The 20,702-nt window shown below is 55.3% G+C and carries 15 protein-coding genes; 14 read left to right on the top strand and 1 reads right to left on the bottom strand.

Annotated features, from left to right (window positions below; genetic code table 11):
* The first annotated feature begins 90 nt into the window (after window positions 1–90).
* The 13 genes from ACMGGS_RS19250 to ACMGGS_RS19190 all read left to right on the top strand — a co-directional run bounded on the left by ACMGGS_RS19250 (window position 91) and on the right by ACMGGS_RS19190 (window position 18,107).
* Window positions 91–843, top strand: coding sequence for a phosphate/phosphite/phosphonate ABC transporter substrate-binding protein (locus ACMGGS_RS19250; protein WP_414163957.1), 753 nt, complete (start codon window positions 91–93; stop codon window positions 841–843).
* Window positions 844–1,054: 211 nt separating this feature from the next.
* Window positions 1,055–2,041, top strand: coding sequence for an ABC transporter permease (locus ACMGGS_RS19245; protein ID WP_414163956.1), 987 nt, complete (start codon window positions 1,055–1,057; stop codon window positions 2,039–2,041).
* Window positions 2,034–2,942 (top strand): ABC transporter permease, encoded by a 909-nt coding sequence (locus tag ACMGGS_RS19240; RefSeq protein ID WP_414163955.1) that lies wholly within the window; start codon window positions 2,034–2,036, stop codon window positions 2,940–2,942. The genes ACMGGS_RS19245 and ACMGGS_RS19240 overlap by 8 nt, the downstream gene beginning before the upstream one ends.
* A gap of 25 nt (window positions 2,943–2,967) precedes the next feature.
* Window positions 2,968–4,695: an ABC transporter ATP-binding protein gene (locus ACMGGS_RS19235; protein WP_414163954.1), complete on the top strand. Its 1,728-nt coding sequence runs from the start codon at window positions 2,968–2,970 to the stop codon at window positions 4,693–4,695.
* A gap of 1 nt (window position 4,696) precedes the next feature.
* Window positions 4,697–6,049 carry an MmgE/PrpD family protein gene (locus ACMGGS_RS19230; RefSeq protein ID WP_414163953.1) on the top strand — a complete coding sequence of 451 codons (1,353 nt, stop codon included), beginning with the start codon at window positions 4,697–4,699 and terminating at the stop codon, window positions 6,047–6,049.
* Between the two features lie 164 nt (window positions 6,050–6,213).
* Window positions 6,214–7,836: an ABC transporter substrate-binding protein gene (locus tag ACMGGS_RS19225; RefSeq protein WP_414163952.1), complete on the top strand. Its 1,623-nt coding sequence runs from the start codon at window positions 6,214–6,216 to the stop codon at window positions 7,834–7,836.
* A gap of 109 nt (window positions 7,837–7,945) precedes the next feature.
* A complete protein-coding gene (locus ACMGGS_RS19220) occupies window positions 7,946–10,045 on the top strand; it encodes a hydantoinase/oxoprolinase family protein (RefSeq protein WP_414163951.1) in 2,100 nt (699 codons plus the stop codon).
* Entirely contained in the window at window positions 10,042–11,697 is a 1,656-nt protein-coding gene (locus tag ACMGGS_RS19215) for a hydantoinase B/oxoprolinase family protein (RefSeq protein ID WP_414163950.1), read from the top strand. Before ACMGGS_RS19220 ends, ACMGGS_RS19215 begins: the two co-directional genes overlap by 4 nt.
* Before the next feature lie 78 nt (window positions 11,698–11,775).
* A complete protein-coding gene (locus tag ACMGGS_RS19210; RefSeq protein ID WP_414163949.1) occupies window positions 11,776–12,828 on the top strand; it encodes a porin in 1,053 nt (350 codons plus the stop codon).
* 51 nt (window positions 12,829–12,879) lie between these two features.
* Window positions 12,880–15,168 carry a molybdopterin-dependent oxidoreductase gene (locus ACMGGS_RS19205; RefSeq protein ID WP_414163948.1) on the top strand — a complete coding sequence of 763 codons (2,289 nt, stop codon included), beginning with the start codon at window positions 12,880–12,882 and terminating at the stop codon, window positions 15,166–15,168.
* Window positions 15,169–15,254: 86 nt separating this feature from the next.
* The gene (locus ACMGGS_RS19200) at window positions 15,255–16,070 is read left to right on the top strand and encodes a MipA/OmpV family protein (protein ID WP_414163947.1); all 816 of its coding nucleotides are present in this window, start codon (window positions 15,255–15,257) and stop codon (window positions 16,068–16,070) included.
* Window positions 16,070–16,753, top strand: coding sequence for a response regulator transcription factor (locus tag ACMGGS_RS19195; RefSeq protein ID WP_414163946.1), 684 nt, complete (start codon window positions 16,070–16,072; stop codon window positions 16,751–16,753). Before ACMGGS_RS19200 ends, ACMGGS_RS19195 begins: the two co-directional genes overlap by 1 nt.
* 109 nt (window positions 16,754–16,862) lie before the next feature.
* Window positions 16,863–18,107, top strand: coding sequence for a sensor histidine kinase (locus ACMGGS_RS19190; protein ID WP_414163945.1), 1,245 nt, complete (start codon window positions 16,863–16,865; stop codon window positions 18,105–18,107).
* A gap of 123 nt (window positions 18,108–18,230) precedes the next feature.
* Here the strand turns inward: ACMGGS_RS19190 and ACMGGS_RS19185 are convergent, their stop codons facing one another.
* Window positions 18,231–19,118 (bottom strand): LysR family transcriptional regulator, encoded by an 888-nt coding sequence (locus tag ACMGGS_RS19185; protein WP_414163944.1) that lies wholly within the window; start codon window positions 19,116–19,118, stop codon window positions 18,231–18,233.
* 402 nt (window positions 19,119–19,520) lie between these two features.
* Here ACMGGS_RS19185 and ACMGGS_RS19180 point away from each other — a divergent pair, with 402 nt between their 5' ends.
* On the top strand, window positions 19,521–20,696 hold the full coding sequence (locus tag ACMGGS_RS19180; RefSeq protein WP_176917863.1) for an enolase C-terminal domain-like protein: 1,176 nt from the start codon (window positions 19,521–19,523) through the stop codon (window positions 20,694–20,696).
* Window positions 20,697–20,702 lie beyond the last annotated feature (6 nt).

Genomic DNA, 20,702 nt, shown 5'->3' with positions numbered 1-20,702 from the left:
TTGCGTAAATTTTGGCGCATTAGCCGGGTAAATTCGTTACCATACCGGTCAACCTTAATGCACCTCCGGGTTTCAAGCAGGAGAACGCCAGTGCAGCAAACGATTTCACTGCCAATGTACAGATCGCAAAGCCACGAGACACGCGCATTGCTTCAGACTATTCAGCAGTTGTTAGCGAAACGAAACATCATCGCCAGCCTGGCTTTTCCGGCATCTGATTTACTCACCCACTGGCGTGGTAGCGATGTGTTGTTAAGTCAGACCTGTGGATTTCCGTTAATGACCGCGCTGCCGGACGTGCAGGTAGTGGGCGGGTTTCATTATTCCGCGCCAGGGTGCGACGGCGTTCATTATCGTAGTGCGCTGGTGGCTCGTCGCGAAGACCAGAATAAGACGCTGGCGGATTTTTTCGGCAGGCGCGCAGCCTGTAATGCCGTTGATTCGCAGTCTGGTTTTAACGCATTGAGGAAAATGGTCACGCCGCTGTCGCAGGAGGGCGCTTTTTTCTCCCGGGTCGTGATAAGCGGCAGTCACCAGCAGTCGCTGGTGGAGATCGTCGACCAGCGTGCGGATCTCGCGGCCATCGACTGCGTGACGCTGGCGCTGTTACGGCGCGCTGAACCGCAACGAATGCGTGAACTGGCGGTGATTGGCTATACACCCTCTACGCCGGGACTGCCGCTGATTACCGCGGCGCAGACGCCACGCGAAACCGTACAGAGCTTACGCGAGGTCCTGCATACTCTGGTCACCTCTGCCCGCTACGCTGAAATATGTGCCTCGACGTTGATTGCCGGATTCAGCGAACTGCCGCGCGATGCGTACAGGGTATTGCTGAACTGACCCGGCGGATATACGCCGGGAATAACCGGCAACAGAGCATTGGCTATTTCTCAAATAAAACTTTTCTTTGCCGGTTTTTGCATTTCAGCATTATTGTATACATTGGTATTCTTTTTCGGTTCCTTATTCATCGCTGACAAAAGGCTTCCGTCGAACGCAGTATTTAACCGCCTGTGAAGCCGCTATTTTATGAGCCGGAGCCGTATTACCTATGTTGAATCTGATAATCAAACGCCTGTTGCAGGCATGCCTGGTGGTTTGGTTAATGGCGACGCTGGTCTTTTTCGCCCTGCACGTTATTGGTAGTCCGGTCGATATTTTATTGTCTCCCGATGCCACCGAGCGGGATCGGCAACAGCTGATTGCCGAACTTGGGTTGAATCTTCCGCTGTGGCAACAGTACGGGCTTTTTTTACACGGCCTGCTGCACGGTGATTTGGGGAGCAGCTACGTCTTTAATCAGCCTGCGCTTACGCTGATCCTGCAGCGCTTCCCGGCCACGCTGGAACTGGCGGTCAGCGCGACGCTGCTGGCGATTATTATCGCGTTGCCGCTCGGTCTTTATGCGGGATTAAAGCCTGATAGCTGGCTGTCAAAAACCATTATGGCGGGCAGTATTCTGGGCTTTTCTCTGCCGACATTCTGGGCCGGTTTGCTGCTGATTATGTTTTTCTCGGTCGGCATGGGATGGCTGCCCAGCGGTGGACGCGGCGAGATGAAAACCTTCCTCGGCGTTCAGTGGTCTTTCCTGACCAGCGACGGATTACGCCACTTATTACTCCCGGCCATTAATCTGGCCTTATTTAAAACCTCGCTGTTATTGCGTCTTACCCGCGCGGGCGTGCGGGAGGAGATGTCGGCGAATTATATGCGGCTGGCTAAAGCGCGGGGTTTATCTGGCCTGAGAATAACGTTTATTCACCTATTAAAAAATATCGTGATCCCGTTGATTACCGTGGTGGGAATGGAATTTGGTTCGATTATCTCATTTTCAGTCGTCACCGAGACCATATTTGCCTGGCCCGGTATGGGAAAACTGATTATCGACAGTATTAATATGCTCGACCGGCCGGTTATCGTCGCGTATCTGATGATCATCGTCACCCTTATTGTCGTCATCAATCTCGTTGTGGATATTCTTTCATCGCTGCTTAATCCGCGGATCAGGTTAAATGCAGGAGAAAACGCGCATGGCTGAGGCAAATATGGTAATACCGTCAACGCCGCAGCGCAGCCTGGGCTTACGGCAATTTCTGCAGCTATACGCCCGTTCAAAAAGCGCGCTGGTCGCTGCGCTGCTGGTAGGGCTGATTATTATCGTTGCCTTTGCCGCGCCGCTGCTGGCCCCGCAAAATCCTTACGATCTTCAGCAACTCAGCATTATTGACGGGCAACTGGCACCGGGCGCGCAGAGCAGCACCGGCATCCCGTTCTGGCTGGGGAGCGACGATCAGGGACGGGATATGTTATCGGCGATACTGTACGGATTGCGTATTTCGCTGGGCGTCGGTTTTGTTTCCGTTTTTTGCGCGGCCATTATCGGCGGGTCGCTGGGGCTGCTGGCCGCCTACCGCGGCGGTAAAACCGATGCGCTTATTATGCGGCTGGTGGATTTACAGCTCTCCTTTCCGGCCATCCTGGTGGCCTTGATGCTGCTGGCATTCCTCGGCAAAGGCATCGGCAATGTGGTGCTGGCGCTGGTCATCGTGGAGTGGGCGACTTACGCCCGGGCTACGCGCAGCACCGCGCTTGTTGAAAGTAAGAAAGGCTATATCGAAGCCGTGGTTTGCCTTGGCTTGCCCTTACACCGCATTCTGTTTCGCCATTTGCTGCCGCAGTGTATGCCGCCGCTGATTGTCATTTCCACCGTACAGATCGCGCGTGCGATTGCGCTGGAAGCGACCCTCTCTTTTCTGGGCTTAGGCGTGCCGGTAACGGAGCCGAGTCTCGGCATGCTTATCGCCAACGGATATCAATATATGTTATCGGGTGAATACTGGATCTGCTTTTACCCTGGCATTGCGCTGATGGTGACCATCGTCGCTATTAATATGGCAGGGGATCGCCTGCGGGATGTGCTCAATCCATGGACACGATAAACGGTTTAGCCCGGCGGGGAGAAGCATGATGAGGCCAGTTCTTGAAGTTGAAAATCTGAGCGTGGACATTCAGTCCGACGGCGAGTGGCGGTCTGTCGTCAGGCATATTTCCTTCACGCTGGACGCCGGGCAAACGCTGGCGTTGGTCGGCGAGTCGGGATCGGGGAAAAGTGTTACCGCGGCGGCGATCATGCGCATCTTACCGGCGCATAACGTCCGCGTTACCGGCAGCGTTTTGCTGAACGGGCAGGCGCTGTTGCCGCTGAGCGAAAAACAGATGCGTGCGGTGCGCGGCGGTGATATCAGTATCGTTTTTCAGGAAGATTGTCTGAACCCGGTTTTCACCATTGGCTATCAGCTTACGGAACATCTGATTCAGCACCAGCAGCTGAGCCGCCGTCAGGCGCGGCAGGAAGCCATCGCCCTGCTGAAGAAAGTCCGGCTGTCGGCTGCGGAAAAGCGGATGGATGACTATCCGCATCAGCTCTCCGGCGGGATGCGCCAGCGGGTGATGATTGCGCTGGCGCTGGCGGGACGCCCGAAAGTGCTGATTGCCGACGAGCCCACGACCGCACTGGATGTCACCATCCAGGCGCAAATTATGGCGCTGCTTAAGCTATTGCAGCGTGAAGAGGGAATGGCTGTGCTGTTTATCACTCACGATATGGGTGTGGTGGCAGAAATGGCCGACAGAACCCTCGTGATGCAGGCGGGGGAAGTAAAAGAAACGAATTCCACCGCTGCGCTGTTTGCCCGGCCGCAGGATCCCTATACGGCGCGGTTGCTGGCGGCTGCCCGTCATGACGCGCGTCCTCCCACCGCGCCCGCTGCCGCAAACCCGCTGCTGGAAATTGAGGGACTGTCCTGCCGTTTTAACCTCCGTGGCGGCCTGCTGGGACGAGTGAAACAGCGCGTGCATGCCGTTGAGCAAATCTCCTTACAGCTCAGGCGCGGTGAAACGCTGGCACTGGTGGGCGAGTCGGGTAGCGGCAAATCCACGCTGGGACGTGCGCTGGTGGGGCTGGTTGCGCCGCAGGCTGGTCGCGTCCTCCTTAATGGCGAACCGATCGTTGCACCAGGACTGCCGTTACGAACCGATCTTGCGCGCCGCGTGCAGATGATCTTCCAGGATCCGTGGTCCAGCCTGAATGCCCGCATGACGGTCGGCGAGGCGATTGCCGAACCGTGGATTTATCACCGGCTCGGCGATCGGCGTCAGGCGCGTGAAAGAGTGGCCGGGCTGCTACAGCTGGTGGGGCTTACGCCGGACATGGCGACGCGGTATCCCAATGAATTTTCCGGCGGCCAGCGCCAGCGTATTTGCATCGCCCGGGCGCTGATACTGGAGCCGGAGGTGATTATTGCCGACGAATCAGTTTCCGCGCTTGACGCATTAGTGAAAATGCAGGTCATGCAGTTGCTGAGCGAGCTACAGCAGAAGCTCGGTACGGCCTTTCTTTTTATCTCCCATGATATGTCGGTGGTCAGACAGTTCAGCCACCGTGTCGCCGTCATGCAACGCGGCGTTATTGTCGAAACGGGGCGTAACGAGGATATTTTTCAGCGGGCGCAGCACCCCTATACCCGCCGTTTACTCAGTGCGGTTCCCGTCGCCGATCCGTCCCGACGCAGCCGGGCACCTGAACTGGATAACAGCGAGGTAGCGCATGCCGTCATGCCGGTAAATACCGCCGTTCCGCCGTTAGTCTATCGGCAAATTGCGCTGGAGCATCAGGTCGTGGTGAACCGCTGATATGACGATGATGCTGACCCGCGAACTGGGCGATATGATTGCGTCCGCCCGCCAGATACCACCCGGCGACGATGCTTTGCATTACGCCAGACGTGACCTGATCGATACGCTGGCGGTGATGCTGGCGGGCAGAAACGAGGATACCGTCATCCGGCTGACGCAAACGCAGCGCCTGCTGGCGGACGCGGCGTCGCCGGATATTCTGGCCTTCGCGCTACAGGCGGGCACGGCGGCGCACGTGCTGGATTATGACAACGTCGCGCTGGGCGGGCATCCGGCCGCCGTGCTGATCCCGGCCCTGCTGGCGCTGGCGCGCCGCTTTCCGCTGTCCGGGCGTGCATTCCTGATTGCTTATGCCACCGGCTATGAAGTGTGGGGCGAATTACGGCGGCGGCATCCGGTGCTGGCGCACGCGGCGGGCTGGCATCCCAGCGGGTTAATCGGACCCATAGCGGCCGCCGCGGCCTGCGCCTCGGCGTTTGAACTTGATGCGGTTAAGGCCCGGCACGCGCTGGCGATTGCGGCGTCGCAAAGTGCGGGACTGATGGCGAATTTCGGCACGCCCGTTAAGGCGTTGCATATCGGCTTCGCCGCCAAAGCCGGTCTGTTTGCCGCACTGCTGGCGCGCCAGGGCATCACCGGCAATGACGCTATTCTGGAGCAGGACAACGGCTGGCTGACGACCTGGTCGCCGCATCATCCCGCCGACAGGACGACGGCGCTGGCATTACGCCAGCAGGACTGGCTGCTGGCGCGCCAACCCGCGGCAATTAAATATTACCCGGTGTGCTATGCCGCTCACCGGATCGTGGATGCTGCCCGCCAGCTCTATTCGCAGACCGCCGAACGCCATGCGGATATCGTGCGCATCCGCCTGATGACCAGCCAGCGTCACAGCGATATTTTGCGTTTTCGTGAGCCGACGGACCGCACCCAGAGTGCCTTTAGCCTGGAGTTTGTGGCCGCAAGCGCCCTCATCGATGGCGAGCTGACGCTGCGTTCTTTACAGGATGAAAAACGTGAACGTGCAGAGGTAGGGCGGCTGATGGCCTGTTGCGAACGTATTGCCATTGCAGAAAGCGATCCCGGTCGCGAAGGCTTCGCGCCAGAGGATCGGATCGAGATTGGTTTTCGTCAGGGAGATACGCTTTTCAGCCCGCCGGTGCGTTATGCCACGGGCGATACACGATCGCCGTTAAGCGCGGAGCAACTGCGTGAGAAATTTATTGAGTGTCTGCACTGGGGAGGCGTAACAGAAAATACCCACACGCTGTGGACGTCCTTACAAAATATAGCGCAGTTATCCTGCATCGATGAATTAGATATTTATCGGCTGTTGCCGTGTTGTAAATAATAACGACTAATCAATATTACACATATTTATAGCGATATTGGTTATTAAAATATTTCAGCCTGATGATTTAGTCTGTAACCGGTACGGGAAAGAAATTTTTATCTTGCTGATTAAATCAAATCAATAAATACAATTTGCTAAAAGTAAACCACCAGGAGACAGTCATGAGTATTAACAGAAGACAATTTCTCTTCCGTACCGGCGCGCTGGCGGCGGCGTCGTTTATTCCCGCTGCTGTCACCTGGCCGGTGACAGGCTGGGCCGCCCAGTCGGTAGACAGCCTGGTGCTGGGGTTCAGTAATGAACCGTCGTCGCTCGATCCGCACTGGCATATTGTCAGCGCTAACGCGGCGCTGACCACCTATTTATTCGACCGGCTGGTAAGATCGGATAATAAACAGCGCCCGCAGCCGGGGCTGGCAAAATCATGGAAGGTCATTGATGACACGACCTGGGAGTTCGAATTACAGCCGAACGTGAAGTTTCATAACGGTGCACCGTTAACCGTCGATGATGTTATTTTCTCTTTTGATCGCGCCAGTCATATTGTTGGTTCGCCTTTTGCGTTACGAACTTATTTACATGATAAAACCGTCATTAAAGTCAGTGACACGGTATTAAGAATAAAAACTCTGGCACCAAATCCGATTGTCCCTAATGAGCTGGCGACAGTCGCCATTATTAGCCGCAGCATCGGCGAGGCGACTACCGCCGACTATAACAGTGGCAAAGCCGTCATCGGCACCGGCCCTTATAAGCTGGTCAATTATATTCCCGGTAACCGGATTGTGCTGACCCGCAATGATGACTACTGGGGCGACAAGCCGCAGTGGAAGGAAATTACCATCCGCCCGATTAGCGCGGATGGTGCGCGCGTGGCGGCGCTCCTCTCAGGGGACGTCAGCGTCATTGAAAAAGTCGCACCCACTGATATCGCCCGTCTGAAAACCAACGGCACGATTAATTTAACCCGCAGCGTGACCAACCGGGCTATTTTTCTCAGCTTCGATCACGGGCGTAAACGTTCGCCGTTTATTCGCGACAACGCCGGTAAGCCGATTGATAACCCGCTGCTGGATTTGCGGGTGCGCCAGGCGTTTCAACTGGCGATTGATACGCGACTGATCGTTAAACACATTCTCACCGACGCCGCGGAAGTGGCCGATCAACTGGTGCCGGAAGGCATTTTCGGCCACAGCAACGCCATTAAACCCGTCACCGCGGATGCGGAAAAAGCCAGGGCGCTGCTTAAAGCCGCTGGGTATCCGCAGGGCTTTCGCATTACGCTGCATTCGCCGAACGATCGGTTTATTCGCGACAGCGCCGTTGCTCAGGCTGTGGCGCAGATGCTGACGCGGGTCGGCATCAAAACCGAGGTGGAGACCATGCCCAGCAGCGTATTTTACAAGCGGGTTACCGGCGACGCGCAGGGTAGCGAATTCAGCTTCTTTCTCGTCGGTTACGGGAGCGCCACCGGTGAATCTTCCTCGCCGCTGCGCTCGTTGCTGCACACCATCGACAAAGAGAAAGGCTACGGCTCAAGCAACCGCTCTTTCTACAGCAACAAAAAAGTGGATGAGATTATCGAGCAGGGGCTGGTGACCCTTGACGATGCCAAACGCGAAGCGCTTTTCGCTTCGGCCATTGAACTTGCCATCGCGGATGTGGCGTTGCTGCCGCTTTATCATCCCATCAATGTCTGGGGACTGCGTAAACCGCTGAGCTATCCAGGACGCAGCGATGAGCAAACTATTGCCATGGAGATCGGCGCAGGGGCGCAAACATGAAACCAGGCATCGCTGTGGGCGTTATTACAGGCGCTTGATGTGAAGTCTCGCAGAGCGGCGGGCCGCCTGCTGTCAGTGCATGAATGAGCTAACTATACGGAAACAGGTTATGTCGCAAAGAGGAACCCGAATTGCTGTCGATATCGGCGGCACATTCACCGATATTGTATTGCAGCGCGCCGACGGCACGCTGGTGTCGGCCAAACGTCTGACGACCCATGGCGCGCCGGAAGAGGCGGTATTAGTGGGCATTGATAATTTGCTCAATGAGACGGCGACGGCGGCGACGGAAGTCCGCGCTGTCGTGCATGGCACCACGCTTGCCACTAACGCGCTCATTGAGCGCAAAGGCGCACAAACGGCGTTGATCACCACCCAGGGGTTTCGCGACACGCTGGAAATCGCCCACGAACATCGGTTTGACGTTTCCGACCTGTACATGAAACGCCCGGAGCCGCTGGTGCCGCGCGCGCTGCGCTTTGAGGTTGTTGAGCGGCTGGCCGCCGACGGCAGCGTGCTGACGCCGCTGGACCTGCACTCGCTGGAAGCTCTGCTGCCGCAGCTCGATGCTCAGGGGATCACCTCGGTGGCGATAGGTTTTCTGCACAGCTATGTCAACGGTGAGCACGAACGCCAGGCCGCGGAATTTCTCCGCCGGGCGCGCCCGGGTCTTTCGATCACCCTGTCGCATGAGGTCTGTCCGGAGATCCGCGAATACGAGCGACTCTCCACCGCCTGCGCTAACGCTTATGTGCAACCGACCATTGCCCGCTATCTGCAACGACTGGATCACGGGCTGTGTCAGCGCGGCATCGCCGGGCAGACGCTGCTGATGATGTCGAATGGCGGTCTGACCTCGCTTGAGCAGGCCTGCCGTTTCCCGATACTACTGGTGGAGTCAGGCCCGGCCGGCGGGGCGGTGTTTGCCGCGCATATCGCCCGTGAAGCAGGGATCGCCGAAGCCATTGCCTTCGATATGGGTGGCACCACGGCGAAAGTGGTGTTTATTGATGACGGTGTGCCGCAATACGGCCGCGAGCTTGAGGTGGCGCGGGCGTATCGCTTTCTGAAAGGCAGCGGTATGCCGCTGCGTATCCCGGTGGTGGATATGGTTGAAATCGGCGCTGGCGGCGGCTCGCTGGCGAAGCGTAACGCGCTCGGTCTGATCGACGTGGGTCCGGAAAGCAGTGGCTCAGAGCCGGGGCCCGCCTGCTATGGTCGCGGTGGCGAGTTGCCGGCGATTACCGATGCCGACCTGCTGCTGGGCAAAATCGATGCCTCGCGCTTTGCCGGCGGCAAAATCGCCCTGTCGCGGGACAATGCCGTTCACGCTTTACAGACGCATCTCAGCGATGAAACCGACCGCGACGGACAGCAGGCGGCGATGGCGATGGTCGAAGTAGTTGATGAGAATATGACCAACGCCGCGCGGGTGCATGCGACCGACCGGGGCTTAACCATTGAAGGCCGGACGCTCATCGCTTTTGGCGGCGCGGCACCAATGCATGCGGCGCGCGTCGCGCAAAAGCTCGGCATCGATCGAGTGATTATTCCCAAAGGCGCGGGCGTCGGTTCGGCGCACGGCTTTTTACTGGCTCCGCTGGCCTGCGAAGTAGTGAAGACGCAGCTTCTGGCGCTGAAGGCGTTTGATGCAGTGCAGGTGAATGCCATTTTCGGCCAGCTGTACCAGCAGGCGAAGACTACGCTGGCGGTCGGCCCACAGGATGAGGCGGCGCTGCATCAGGAACATACCGTCTATATGCGCTACCGCGGGCAGGGGCATGAAATCCCGGTCCGCCTGAGCGGAAAAACGCGCTATCAAGAACACGACGCCGCCTGGCTTACTACTCGCTTCGAAGAGGAGTACGCCCGCCACTTTCACCGCATCATTCCCGGCATGCAGATCGAGTGTCTGACGTGGGGCTTAAGGCTGAGCCGTGAAACCGACGCGCCACCGGTGCCCATAGCTACGGACCGCGAGGCGTATACGCCTGTGCCGCAGCGCGAGCAGACGCTGGTCGACCTGGCCACGCTGTCGGTGCAGCAGGCAGGGGTCTATCCGCGCGAAGATTTACGCATCGGCGCACAACTTGCAGGCCCGGCGATTATCGCAGAGAGCGAAACGAACACCGTTGTCCCACAGGGGTTCAGCGTCACCCTCAGCCGCCAGCAACATCTTATTTTGCAAGCCAACCGGGAGGGAAAATGAGCGCTGCTATCTCCGACATTCAGCTACAGGTCATCTGGAGCCGCCTTATCGCGGCGGTAGAGGAGCAGGCCAGAAGTCTGATCCGCGCCGGTTTCAGCACCTCGACACGGGAAGCGGGCGATGTTTCCGCGGGTGTATTCTCCCGCGAGGGCGAAATGCTGGCCCAGGCGGTGACCGGCACGCCCGGACATGTGAATTCGATGGCCCGTTCGGTGAAACACTTTCTGGCCGCTTATCCGCTGGACACCCTGGCACCAGGCGACGTGCTCATCACTAACGATCCGTGGAAAGCGACGGGGCACCTGTCCGATATTTCAGTGGTCACGCCGGTCTTTCGTCATGGACGCGCCGTGGCGCTGTTCGCCTGTACCACGCACGTGGTGGATATCGGCGGCAACGGACCGTCACCAGAATCACGCCAGGTGTTCGGTGAAGGGCTGTTTATTCCCATTATGAAGCTGGCCGCGGGAGGCGTGGTTAACGAAAGCCTGCTGCAAATCGTCCGTGCCAACGTCAGGGAGCCGGTGCAGGTCGAGGGCGATATTTTTGCTCTGATGGCCTGTAATGACGTGGGTAATCGACGCCTGCAAAAGGTCATGGATGAGTACGCGCTGGATGACTTTTCCGCTATCGGCACGCGCATTCTGGCCTTCAGCCAGCGGGCGATGATGGCGGCCATCAGGGAACTGCCCCACGGTACGTGGCGCAACAGCATGCGCGTCGACGGCTATGAACAGCCGATCGATCTGGTGGCCGCTGTCACCATTGACGACAGCGGCATTCATATCGATATGGAAGGTACCTCCGGGCCGTCGCGCTACGGCATCAACTGCCCGCTGTGCTACACCGAAGCCTACGCGGCATTTGGCATTAAAAGTCTGATTGCGCCCGCGCTGCCAAACAACGCGGCGACGCTGGGCTGCATTACGCTACGTGCGCCGGAAGATTGCATCGCCAACGCCCACTGGCCGCGCCCGGTGGTGGCCCGTTCTCTGGTCGGCATGTTTCTGCCGGATCTGATTTTCGGCTGCCTGCGCCAAATCCTCGCCGATAAAACCCCGGCGGAAAGCACCGGCAGCCTGTGGAACGTGCGGCTGGCCGCGCCTGCTTCCGAATGGGGAAACGCCTATATGACCACCAGTTTCCACAGCGGCGGCGCGGGAGCGAGGCCGCAGAGCGACGGGCTTTCCGCCACGCCGTTTCCCTCCGGCGTGAAAAATGTGCCGGTGGAGATCACCGAAGCCATGACAAGTATTGTGGTATGGGAGAAATCTCTGCTTCAGGATTCCGGCGGCGCGGGACGGTACCGTGGTGGACTGGGACAAAAAATGGTGATCGGCAATCGTTTTCCGGTGCCGCTGGCGCTCTACGCCCGCTTTGATCGGGTCATCCATCCCGCGCGCGGCAGTGAAGGCGGATTGCCGGGCCGCACGGGACGACTTTATCTGGCTTCGGGTAGGGCGCTGAACGCCAAAGGCATCCAGGAGATCCCCGTTGAGGATCGGCTGGTGCTGGAAATGCCCGGCGGCGGCGGGTGGGGTGATCCGCAGCAGCGGGCAGAGAGCGAGATCCTTGCTGACATTGAAGCGGGATATATTAGTCAGGAACAGGCCATCGCCGTTTATGGCATTGACGCGCAGCGCCTGAAATAAGTTATTAACGTTGTTAGTAGACTGTCTCATTCAGATGAATGGGACGGTAATTTTATGACCTAAACTCTGGGAAAGTTAATGAAAAAAATAATTCTTATGGCGTTATTTGTCAGCGCCTCCTCTGCCCACGCGGCGGAAATCTTTAATAAGGACAAAAATAAACTGGATCTGTATGGCAGCGTCCGGGCCAGACATTATTTCAGCGATAGCGACAGCGTTGATGGCGATGCGTCTTATGTCCGGTTGGGATTTAAAGGCCAGAGTCAAATTAACGACAGCCTGACCGGATTTGGCCAGTGGGAATATAATTTCCAGGCCAATAACTCCGAGGGCAGCGACGCGCAGGACGGTAATAAAACGCGTCTGGCTTTTGCCGGTCTGAAGTTTAGCCGCTTCGGCTCCATCGATTATGGACGTAACTGGGGCGTGACGTATGATGTGGCGTCGATCACCGATAAAGCGCCGATCTTCGACGAGCTGACCTACAGCACCGCGGATAACTTTATGACCGGGCGTTCTACCGGCTTACTGACCTGGCGTAACAGCGACCTGTTCGGTGCCGTTGATGGACTGGACGTGACCGCGCAGTATCAGGGGCGCAATTCAGACCGGTCGGCTACCGCCACTAACGGCGATGGCTACGGTTTCTCGCTGAGTTATGAGCTGGTCGATAATCTTACCGTTCTCGGGACGTACAGCGCATCGAAAAGAACCTCGGCTCAGCAACAGCTGCGATGGGGCGAAGGCGACCGCGCCGAGATTTGGGCCGCCGGCATTAAATACGACGATAACGATTTATATCTGGCCGCACTCTATTCCAACAGCCATAACCTGAACAAAATCAGTTCATCCGGTTATGCTAACGAAGCGAACAGTTTTGAAGCGGTTGCCTCATACCTGTTCTCTTCCGGCATCAAACCGTTCGCGGGTTATTTCCAGTCGCGCGGTGAAGATATTGAAGGAGTAGGGAAGGCGGATATCGTTAAATATGTTGATGTCGCGCTCTCCTGGTTCATTAATAAAAACATGCTGGCCTATGCCGATTATAAAATCAACCTGCTGGACGATGATAATCCGCTGGGGGTGAGTAGCGATGATAAATTTGGTGTCGGGTTAACGTACCAGTTCTGATATCACTGTTATCAACTGACATAACGCAGGCGTTAATAAAAGGGTGGCGGCATGAATAATGAAAAAATGCATAGCTCGCACTGGGGCGTTTTTCGCGTCTCCGAGGAGAAACACGGGCTAAACGTGAAAGCCTGGGATGACGATCCTGACCCCAGTCCGCTATTAGCGAATTTTATTGATTCTGCCGACCACCCGGTGCGAATTACGAAGCCCGCTGTACGACGCGGCTGGCTTGAGAATGGTCCTGGTCCTGACAATCGCCGGGGTGCGGATGAATATATTGAGATGGAATGGGAGCAGGTCCTTGACCTTGCCGCCGATGAACTGGCGCGGGTCAATCGCCAGTTCGGGCCAGAGGCGGTTTTTGGCGGCTCCTACGGCTGGTCGAGCGCCGGGCGCTTTCATCACGCGCAAAGCCAGGTGCATCGCTTTCTGAACACCACCATCGGCGGCTACGTGCGTTCGGTCAACAGCTACAGTTCAGGGGCAGCGGCGGTGATCCTGCCGCATATTATCGGCGAGTTAAACGAGGTGGCGCGGCGCGGCGTTAGCTGGGACGATATCGCCGCACATAGCGATATCATTCTCTCTTTTGGCGGTATGGCGCTGAAAAATTCGCAGGTAGCCAGCGGTGGCATCAGCCGACATACCGAACGGGAGTTTATGCGTCAGGCCGCCGCAAGAGGGGCCCGTTTTATCAATTTCAGCCCGCTGCGAACGGATATGCCGTCAGAGGCCCGCGCCGAATGGTGGTCGGTTGCCCCCGGCAGCGATGCGGCGCTGATGCTGGCGCTGATCCACGAGATTGTCGTCAGCGGTAATGCCGACCGGGCGTTTCTCGAACGTTACTGCGAGGGCTGGCCGCTATTCGAAGCCTATATACTGGGTAATGCCGACGGCCAGGCAAAAACGCCACGCTGGGCGGCGGAGATTTGCCGGATCCCTAAAGACGAGATTGCCTCGCTGGCCCGTGACCTTGCCGGGAGGCGGGTGCTGGTGACGGTCTCGCACTCCTTACAGCGCGCAGAGCATGGGGAGCAGCCTGTATGGCTGGGGCTGGCGCTGGCGGCGGTATTAGGCCAGCCCGGATTACCCGGCGGCGGCTACGCCTATGCGCTGGGAGCGATTGGGCATTACGGTAAACATCATAATGTGGTTGCCTTCCCGCCGTTTCCGCAGGGGGTGAATAAGGTGAGTACCTTTATTCCGGTGGCCAGAATCGCCGATATGCTGCTTAACCCCGGCGAGCGCTATGATTTTAACGGTCAGCGACTGACCTATCCGTACATTAAGCTGGCATGGTGGGCGGGCGGCAATCCGTTCCACCACCATCAGGATCTGGGCAGGCTGCGTCGCGCCTTCAGCCGTCTGGATACGCTTATCGTCCATGAACCGTTCTGGACCGCCACGGCGCGTCATGCCGATATTGTTCTGCCTGCCACAATGACCCTTGAGCGTGACGATATCGGCGGCACGCCGACCGATCCTCTGCTGGTGGCGATGCAGAAAGTAAGAGCGCCGCAGGGCGAGGCGCGGGATGACTATGCGATTTTTACGACACTGGCGCGACGTTTGGGCGCGGAACTCGCCTTTACTGAAGGGCGCAGCAGCCAGCAATGGCTGCATCATCTTTACGGCCAGATGCAGGAAAAACTGCGTGGGCACGGTATTAACGTGCCGGACTTCGACGCCTTCTGGCAGGCAGGAACGCTGCTGTTACCGCAGATCCAGGACGGCGATCGCCTGATGCGGGACTTTCGCGCCGATCCGACCGCCGCGCCGCTGCCCACGCCCAGCGGGAAAATCGAACTCTTTTCCCGCACCATTGCGCGTTTCGGTTATACGGATTGTCCGGGGCATCCGGCGTGGCTACCGCCGACGCAGCAACCCGACGCGCATCATTCTCTGTGGCTTATCGCGAATCAGCCAGCCACGCGTCTGCACAGCCAGCTTGATTTTGGACAGTGGAGCGCGCGGCACAAGCAAAAAGATCGAGAAATATGCCAGATGCATCCGCTGGACGCCGCGAAGAGAGCGATCCACACGGGCGATATCGTGAAGATTTTTAATCAGCGTGGGGCGCTGCTGGCCTGCGCAAAGGTGACAGAGGACATCATGCCGGGCGTGATTCAGGTTCCAACCGGGGCCTGGTTCGATCCGCTGGAGCCGCTGGCTGACGCACCGTTTTGCGTCCATGGTAACCCGAATGTCGTCACCCTCGATGAAGGTACGTCATCGCTGGCGCAGGGATGTACCGGGCAGATCGCCACCGTAGAGATGGTAAAATATGAAGGCGTTGCGCCACCGATAAAGGCGTTTATTCCGCCGCGGCTGTCCTGAAACTTTTCACACCATGTCACGCCAGTAAGTTATCAGTAAGGATCTCGCCTTCATGATGCTATTTTCCCTACTCTCAGGAAATCATCATGCGCTGTCGTTCCCTTTTTCCCTCTGGTTGCGCCGCCGGGCGCGGGATTGCTGTTACATTGTTGATTAACGGAACGTTAATGTTCTTACCGGCAACCCAGGCCAGTGAAACAGATCCACAAAAAGCGACTGTCTGGGGACTGGGGGTTGGCATTACCAGTAGTCAGAAGCCCTATATTGACGTTGATCGTGATACTTCCGTCCTGCCTTTGCTGCATGTTGAAAACCGCTATGTCAAATTCTTTGGCACAACCCTTGAGGCCAAACTTCCAGTCATTACTCTGAGCGAAACGAATACCCTTCATTTTGGCATTGTCGGCAGATGGGACGGTGCCGGATACGAATCCGATGACTCATGGATGCTGGAAGGGATGGAAAAGCGAAAGGGCGGGTTTTGGGCTGGCGGAAAAATAGAATGGCAAACCAGCCTGCTTAATATGAATGCTGACTGGACACACGATGTTTCAGGCAACAGCAAAGGACAACAACTTTCGCTTGTCCTGGACAGATCCTGGCAAATCGGGGACCATTTATCGATAACGCCTCGCATTGGCGCAACATGGTACGACAGCAAATACGTGGATTATTATTATGGTATACGTTCGCATGAAGTCAGAGCCGGGCGCCCCGAGTATCACGGCGGGGCAGGGATCGGCGCTGAAGCCGGCCTGCAGAGCGTCTACAGCTTCAATACTCACCATTCTTTAATACTGGATGCACAAATGAGTCGTTTTTCCTCTGACGTTAAAGACAGTCCGCTGGTGGATCGTTCCAGTAGTCATCGCCTCTCCCTTGGTTATGTGTACTATTTCTGATGGCAAGGATCCTGCTTGTTGAAGACCACGACCCTATTGCCCGGCTCATTATCAAAGGCCTGGCGAAGGCCGGTATCATGGCAGATGTGGTCGAGCGTGGCGACGCAGCGTGGAGCGCGGTCAATCAGATAACCTATCAAGGACTGTTGCTGGACCGCGGATTGCCCGATGGTGATGGCCTGGCGCTGCTGCAAAAATTGCGGCGGGCCGGAGTGACAATACCTTGCCTGATGTTGACCGGCCGAGATGCTTTGCACGATCGGGTCGAGGGGCTGGAGGCCGGGGCTGACGACTATTTAACCAAACCTTTTGCGATGGCTGAACTGGTCGCACGCGTGAAGGCGCTGCTTCGACGCCCTTTAGTCAGTCATCCGCCGCACCCTTTTTTCGGCGATTTAATGCTTTCTCCGGAGTCAGGTATGGCCTGCCGCGGCGATGAAAAGATCTTACTCGCGCCTGCGGAAATGCAAATTTTGCTGGCGCTGGTACGTAAGCAGGGCGGTATCGTTCGTCGCAGCACGCTGGAATCGGCAGCCTGGGGATTTAGTGAGGCGGTAACGCCAAATGCGCTGGATGTCGCGTTGCATCGGATACGCCGTAAGCTGGCGATAATAGCGTCGGAACTGCAACTGGTAAATATAAGGTCACAAGGCTATGCCCTGCAAAAAAGGCAGCTGGTTTAACACTCTGGCGCTAAAAATCTTAGCCGCTTATATTGCGGGCGCGCTGCTCAGTATTGGTTTAATGCTGGCGTTTGGGGCCATAGTACAGGATCGCCTGCCGGGAATGTCAATGATGGATCGGGCGCATAATTTTGCTAGCCAGTTGCGATTTGACAATAACGGTATGCCCGTAGGTTTTAAGGGTAATACTGAACATCCCTCCTGGCTTTACGACAGCCTGAGTAATGAAACGGCGTATAGGGTGCTTGATGCGTCAAGTCATGTGGTTCTGGCGTCTGCCGGTGCAAAAAACTGGCCGCCTCAGACCGAACTTACACAACGGCGTTTTGCGCTACGGCTGAACGGCGTGCTTTACGACGGCGCGTCGGTACCGGTGCAAAAAGAGGGGAAAACCTGGTTTGTTCAGCTCACCGTAAGCTCGCAAATAATCGAATTTCTTCATCAGGGCTTTGCACTTCCTTTTATCAAACAGGGTGTTATTACATTTAGTCTGGTCCTCCTTGTTGTCTTCGGCGCATGCGCATACATTACGTTGGCGTATTCGCTGCGCCCTTTAAGAAAAGCCTCCGTGGCAGCGGCTCATATCACGCCGCAATCGCTCGACGGACGGCTGGATGTTGATCGGGTGCCCGCAGAAATTATGCCGCTCATCTACAGCTTTAATCAGACACTGAACAGACTTGAAACAGGGTTCAAAGCCCAACAGGCGTTTCTGGCAAAAGCGGCGCATGAGCTAAAAACTCCGCTTACCCTTATTCGTGCAGAAGTTGAATTGTTTGAGGGTGATATATCCTTTCAGGAACAATTGCTGGCCCATATAAACCATCTGAGCCGTCATGTTCAGCAACTTCTTATACTGGCTGAAGTCAGCGAACCTCTGGGTTATAAACCCGCTGGCGTTAATGTGAATGAGGCCGTTCAGGATGCCATCGCTTACCTTGAGAAAATCGCTATGGAGGCGGATGTTGACATCGTGATTAACAGCAAACATGACATGATAATATGGCGATCAGATCGCGGCGCCTTCTTCACGTTATTAAAGAATATTATTGAAAATGCGATTCAGCATGCGCCGCCGGGCACGCCTGTTTTTATTGACATCGATCGCGACAACATTAGCGTGCGGGACTTTGGCCCTGGCGTCGCACATGAGCAGCTCGACATTTTGTTTACCCGCTTCTGGCGGGGGGCGCATCGTCGGGATCATGGTGCCGGGCTGGGACTCGCCATTTGTCAGGAAATAGCTAATGCGCATGGATGGACTATTGTCGCTGAAAATGCGCTGCCCGGGTTAATGATCACGGTCCGACGACCGGATCTTACCGAACACGAATCCGCGGTTATCCGGAATTGACGCCTGTGAGGTGCGGCTGAACGCAATTCTGGCGTCGCCGCTCTCTCAACGGTATCCTTCTCTGTGACCGAATTACCCCGGCGCTAACAAGTCATATATTCGTCACTCTGGGCCATTAACTCATCAGGCAGCGATATACTGCAAAATCATTTGCTTGACCAAATGGAATGCTTCATTCTCATTATCTTTACGGTAAATGATATAAAGATAATTAGATAAATTTTGTGTCGTATCTAAAGGAATATATTTCACATTATCAAATTTAAATGTAGCGGCGCTTTGCGGGACCAGGGCCAGCCCAAACCCTACATTCACCAGCGAAAGAATATTAACGGTATTGGATTCATATTGCACATAATTGGGTTTGACCTGTTCAACGTCAAACGCGTGGGTCAGCAAATCATAAATCGGCTTCCAGGCGACGGAGTACATAATCGCTGGTTGATTATCAAAATCCTTTAATTGCAGAGACTCACCTGTTGCCAGCGGATGCTGGCGCGGTACTGCGGCGACAAAAGTTTCATCTACGCAGAGTACGCTTTCCAGCGCGTCATTATCTGGTACGACACGCACGATCCCCAGATCTATCTGGTGGTTAATAACAGCTTCAACCTGCTGGAATGTAGTTGATTGTTGCAGCGAAATATTAATAAAAGGGAATGCCTCTTTTAACAGGGAAAGCAGCTCAGGCAAGAAGTGATAAAAGGCATTGGCGACAAAACCGATGGTAACTGACCCCACTTCACCGCTGGCGACCCGTTTTGTATATTGCTCGATTCGATGAATATGTTCGATCAACTCAAGCGCTTCCTGATAAAACGCCTTTCCGGCGGCGGTCAGGGTTACGCTGCGCTTATCCCGGTTCAGCAATATAGTCTCTAAATGTTGTTCCAGAAGCTGTATTTGTCGGGTTAATGGCGGCTGGCTCATATGTAATGACTGAGCAGCGCGGCGGAAACTTAACTCAGTCGCCACCGCAATAAAACATCTTACCTGATTTAAGTTTAACATCTGCTGCTCCGATTAAATTGCCTTTCTCGACGGTCAATATCTTGCTGAATTACTAAAAAATTTCCACGCATTTTTGCCAGGCATAAAAAGAAAAGCATAATAATGTGACTGGCATCATAAAAAATCTTCAAGGAAATTTATGTTTTGAGGACGCCTTTGTTTTTATTAATCCATTGATTTTAAATGATTTTTCACAATCTATGATAATTTAGGATTAGAGGTTTATGTGAGCCAGGTATAATTTTTGGCGTAAAGGCCATTGCGGTTGATATCTTTTTTATATCAGGCAATGCTTTATCTAAAATTGACTCTTAATTTAATCAGAATCATTCTACATCATAGCTGGCGAATAAACGTATTTGCTTAAGGGTGAAGCCATATTTTTATCAGGGGGAAGTTGCTATGCCTGTAATTGAACGAGTAGAAGTTATTGACTTTAAATACGATGTAAAAGATATGGGGTCGTCTTTTACTAATGCGCATAATCACGTTGGATATGTGGAAGGATCTACGCTTTCATTATCGAAATATGCCATTGTGGTTGAATGTTCTGACGGTTCCCGCGGCGAATATGTCGCATTATGGGGCGGCACCCGACCGGCGTTGGCGCAGACATTAATGCTGGCAGGCGATTTACCCGGTCGCGATTCCGATCGGCGCGAAGCTTTTTATACTGAGTGGAACCGCAGGTTATGCCATATGGATCATATGGGGCAGGGACCGGTAGATATCGTTCTTTGGGATCTGGCCGGTAAGCAGGCGGGTAAATCCATTTCCAGGATGATCGGTCAATATCGCAACAAATTACCCACCTATGCCAGCACCTATCATGGTGATGAAGGCATGCTGAATGATAATAAAGCCTTTACCGACTTCGCGCTGCAATGCTATGAAATGGGCTATCGCGCCTTTAAGCATCACGGCTGGTTTGATGGCGATGCGCAAAAAGAAGCTTCGCTGATCCTGGCCCTGGGGGAAGCGGTAGGCGATAAAATGAAGTTAATGTATGACGCCGCTTCCGATCTCAAAACGTTTGCGGATGCCCTGTACGTTGGACGTGCGTGTGATGATGCTAATTTCTTCTGGTACGAAGATCCTTACCGGGATAATTCGCTTTCCGCATTTTCGCATAAAAAACTGCGCTCCATGATCAAGACGCCGTTGCTGATTACCGAGCATGTTCGTGCGCTGGAAGCAAAATGCGATTTCATCATGGCGGGGGGAACGGATTTTGTGCGCGTCGATCCGGAATACGATATGGGCATTACCGGCGCATTAAAAACGGCGCATATGGCGGAAGCATTTGGACTGGATGTTGAAATCCATGCGCCTGGACCCGCGCATCGTCAACTTATGGCCAGCATCAGGAATACCAATTTTTATGAAATGGCCGAAGTGGGACCGAAACTGGGGAATATTTTGCCGCATTGCTATGCCTGTGGTTACAAAGATGAGCTGGATTCGATTGATGAAAACGGCTGCGTCACCGTCCCTGACGGCCCGGGTCTGGGCGTGACCTATGACTGGGACTGGATTAATTACCACGCCACCGATCGCTTCGTGTTTGGTAAGAAATAAATATCG

Source organism: Superficieibacter sp. BNK-5 (assembly GCF_047456055.1).
In the GTDB taxonomy this organism is placed as follows: Bacteria; Pseudomonadota; Gammaproteobacteria; order Enterobacterales; family Enterobacteriaceae; genus Superficieibacter.
Note: the sequence above shows the minus strand (reverse complement) of the source record. Positions and strands in the feature narration are given on the sequence as shown.

Excerpts from the sequence above, each read along its gene's own strand:
- ACMGGS_RS19240 (WP_414163955.1), top strand. The coding sequence starts at position 2,034 with ATGGCTGAGGCAAATATGGTAATACCGTCAACGCCGCAGCGCAGCCTG.
- ACMGGS_RS19225 (WP_414163952.1), top strand. The coding sequence starts at position 6,214 with ATGAGTATTAACAGAAGACAATTTCTCTTCCGTACCGGCGCGCTGGCG.
- ACMGGS_RS19210 (WP_414163949.1), top strand. The coding sequence starts at position 11,776 with ATGAAAAAAATAATTCTTATGGCGTTATTTGTCAGCGCCTCCTCTGCC.
- ACMGGS_RS19215 (WP_414163950.1), top strand. The coding sequence starts at position 10,042 with ATGAGCGCTGCTATCTCCGACATTCAGCTACAGGTCATCTGGAGCCGC.
- ACMGGS_RS19185 (WP_414163944.1), bottom strand. The coding sequence starts at position 19,118 with ATGTTAAACTTAAATCAGGTAAGATGTTTTATTGCGGTGGCGACTGAG.
- ACMGGS_RS19230 (WP_414163953.1), top strand. The coding sequence starts at position 4,697 with ATGACGATGATGCTGACCCGCGAACTGGGCGATATGATTGCGTCCGCC.
- ACMGGS_RS19205 (WP_414163948.1), top strand. The coding sequence starts at position 12,880 with ATGAATAATGAAAAAATGCATAGCTCGCACTGGGGCGTTTTTCGCGTC.
- ACMGGS_RS19180 (WP_176917863.1), top strand. The coding sequence starts at position 19,521 with ATGCCTGTAATTGAACGAGTAGAAGTTATTGACTTTAAATACGATGTA.
- ACMGGS_RS19190 (WP_414163945.1), top strand. The coding sequence starts at position 16,863 with ATGATGGATCGGGCGCATAATTTTGCTAGCCAGTTGCGATTTGACAAT.
- ACMGGS_RS19200 (WP_414163947.1), top strand. The coding sequence starts at position 15,255 with ATGCGCTGTCGTTCCCTTTTTCCCTCTGGTTGCGCCGCCGGGCGCGGG.
- ACMGGS_RS19245 (WP_414163956.1), top strand. The coding sequence starts at position 1,055 with ATGTTGAATCTGATAATCAAACGCCTGTTGCAGGCATGCCTGGTGGTT.
- ACMGGS_RS19195 (WP_414163946.1), top strand. The coding sequence starts at position 16,070 with ATGGCAAGGATCCTGCTTGTTGAAGACCACGACCCTATTGCCCGGCTC.
- ACMGGS_RS19220 (WP_414163951.1), top strand. The coding sequence starts at position 7,946 with ATGTCGCAAAGAGGAACCCGAATTGCTGTCGATATCGGCGGCACATTC.
- ACMGGS_RS19235 (WP_414163954.1), top strand. The coding sequence starts at position 2,968 with ATGATGAGGCCAGTTCTTGAAGTTGAAAATCTGAGCGTGGACATTCAG.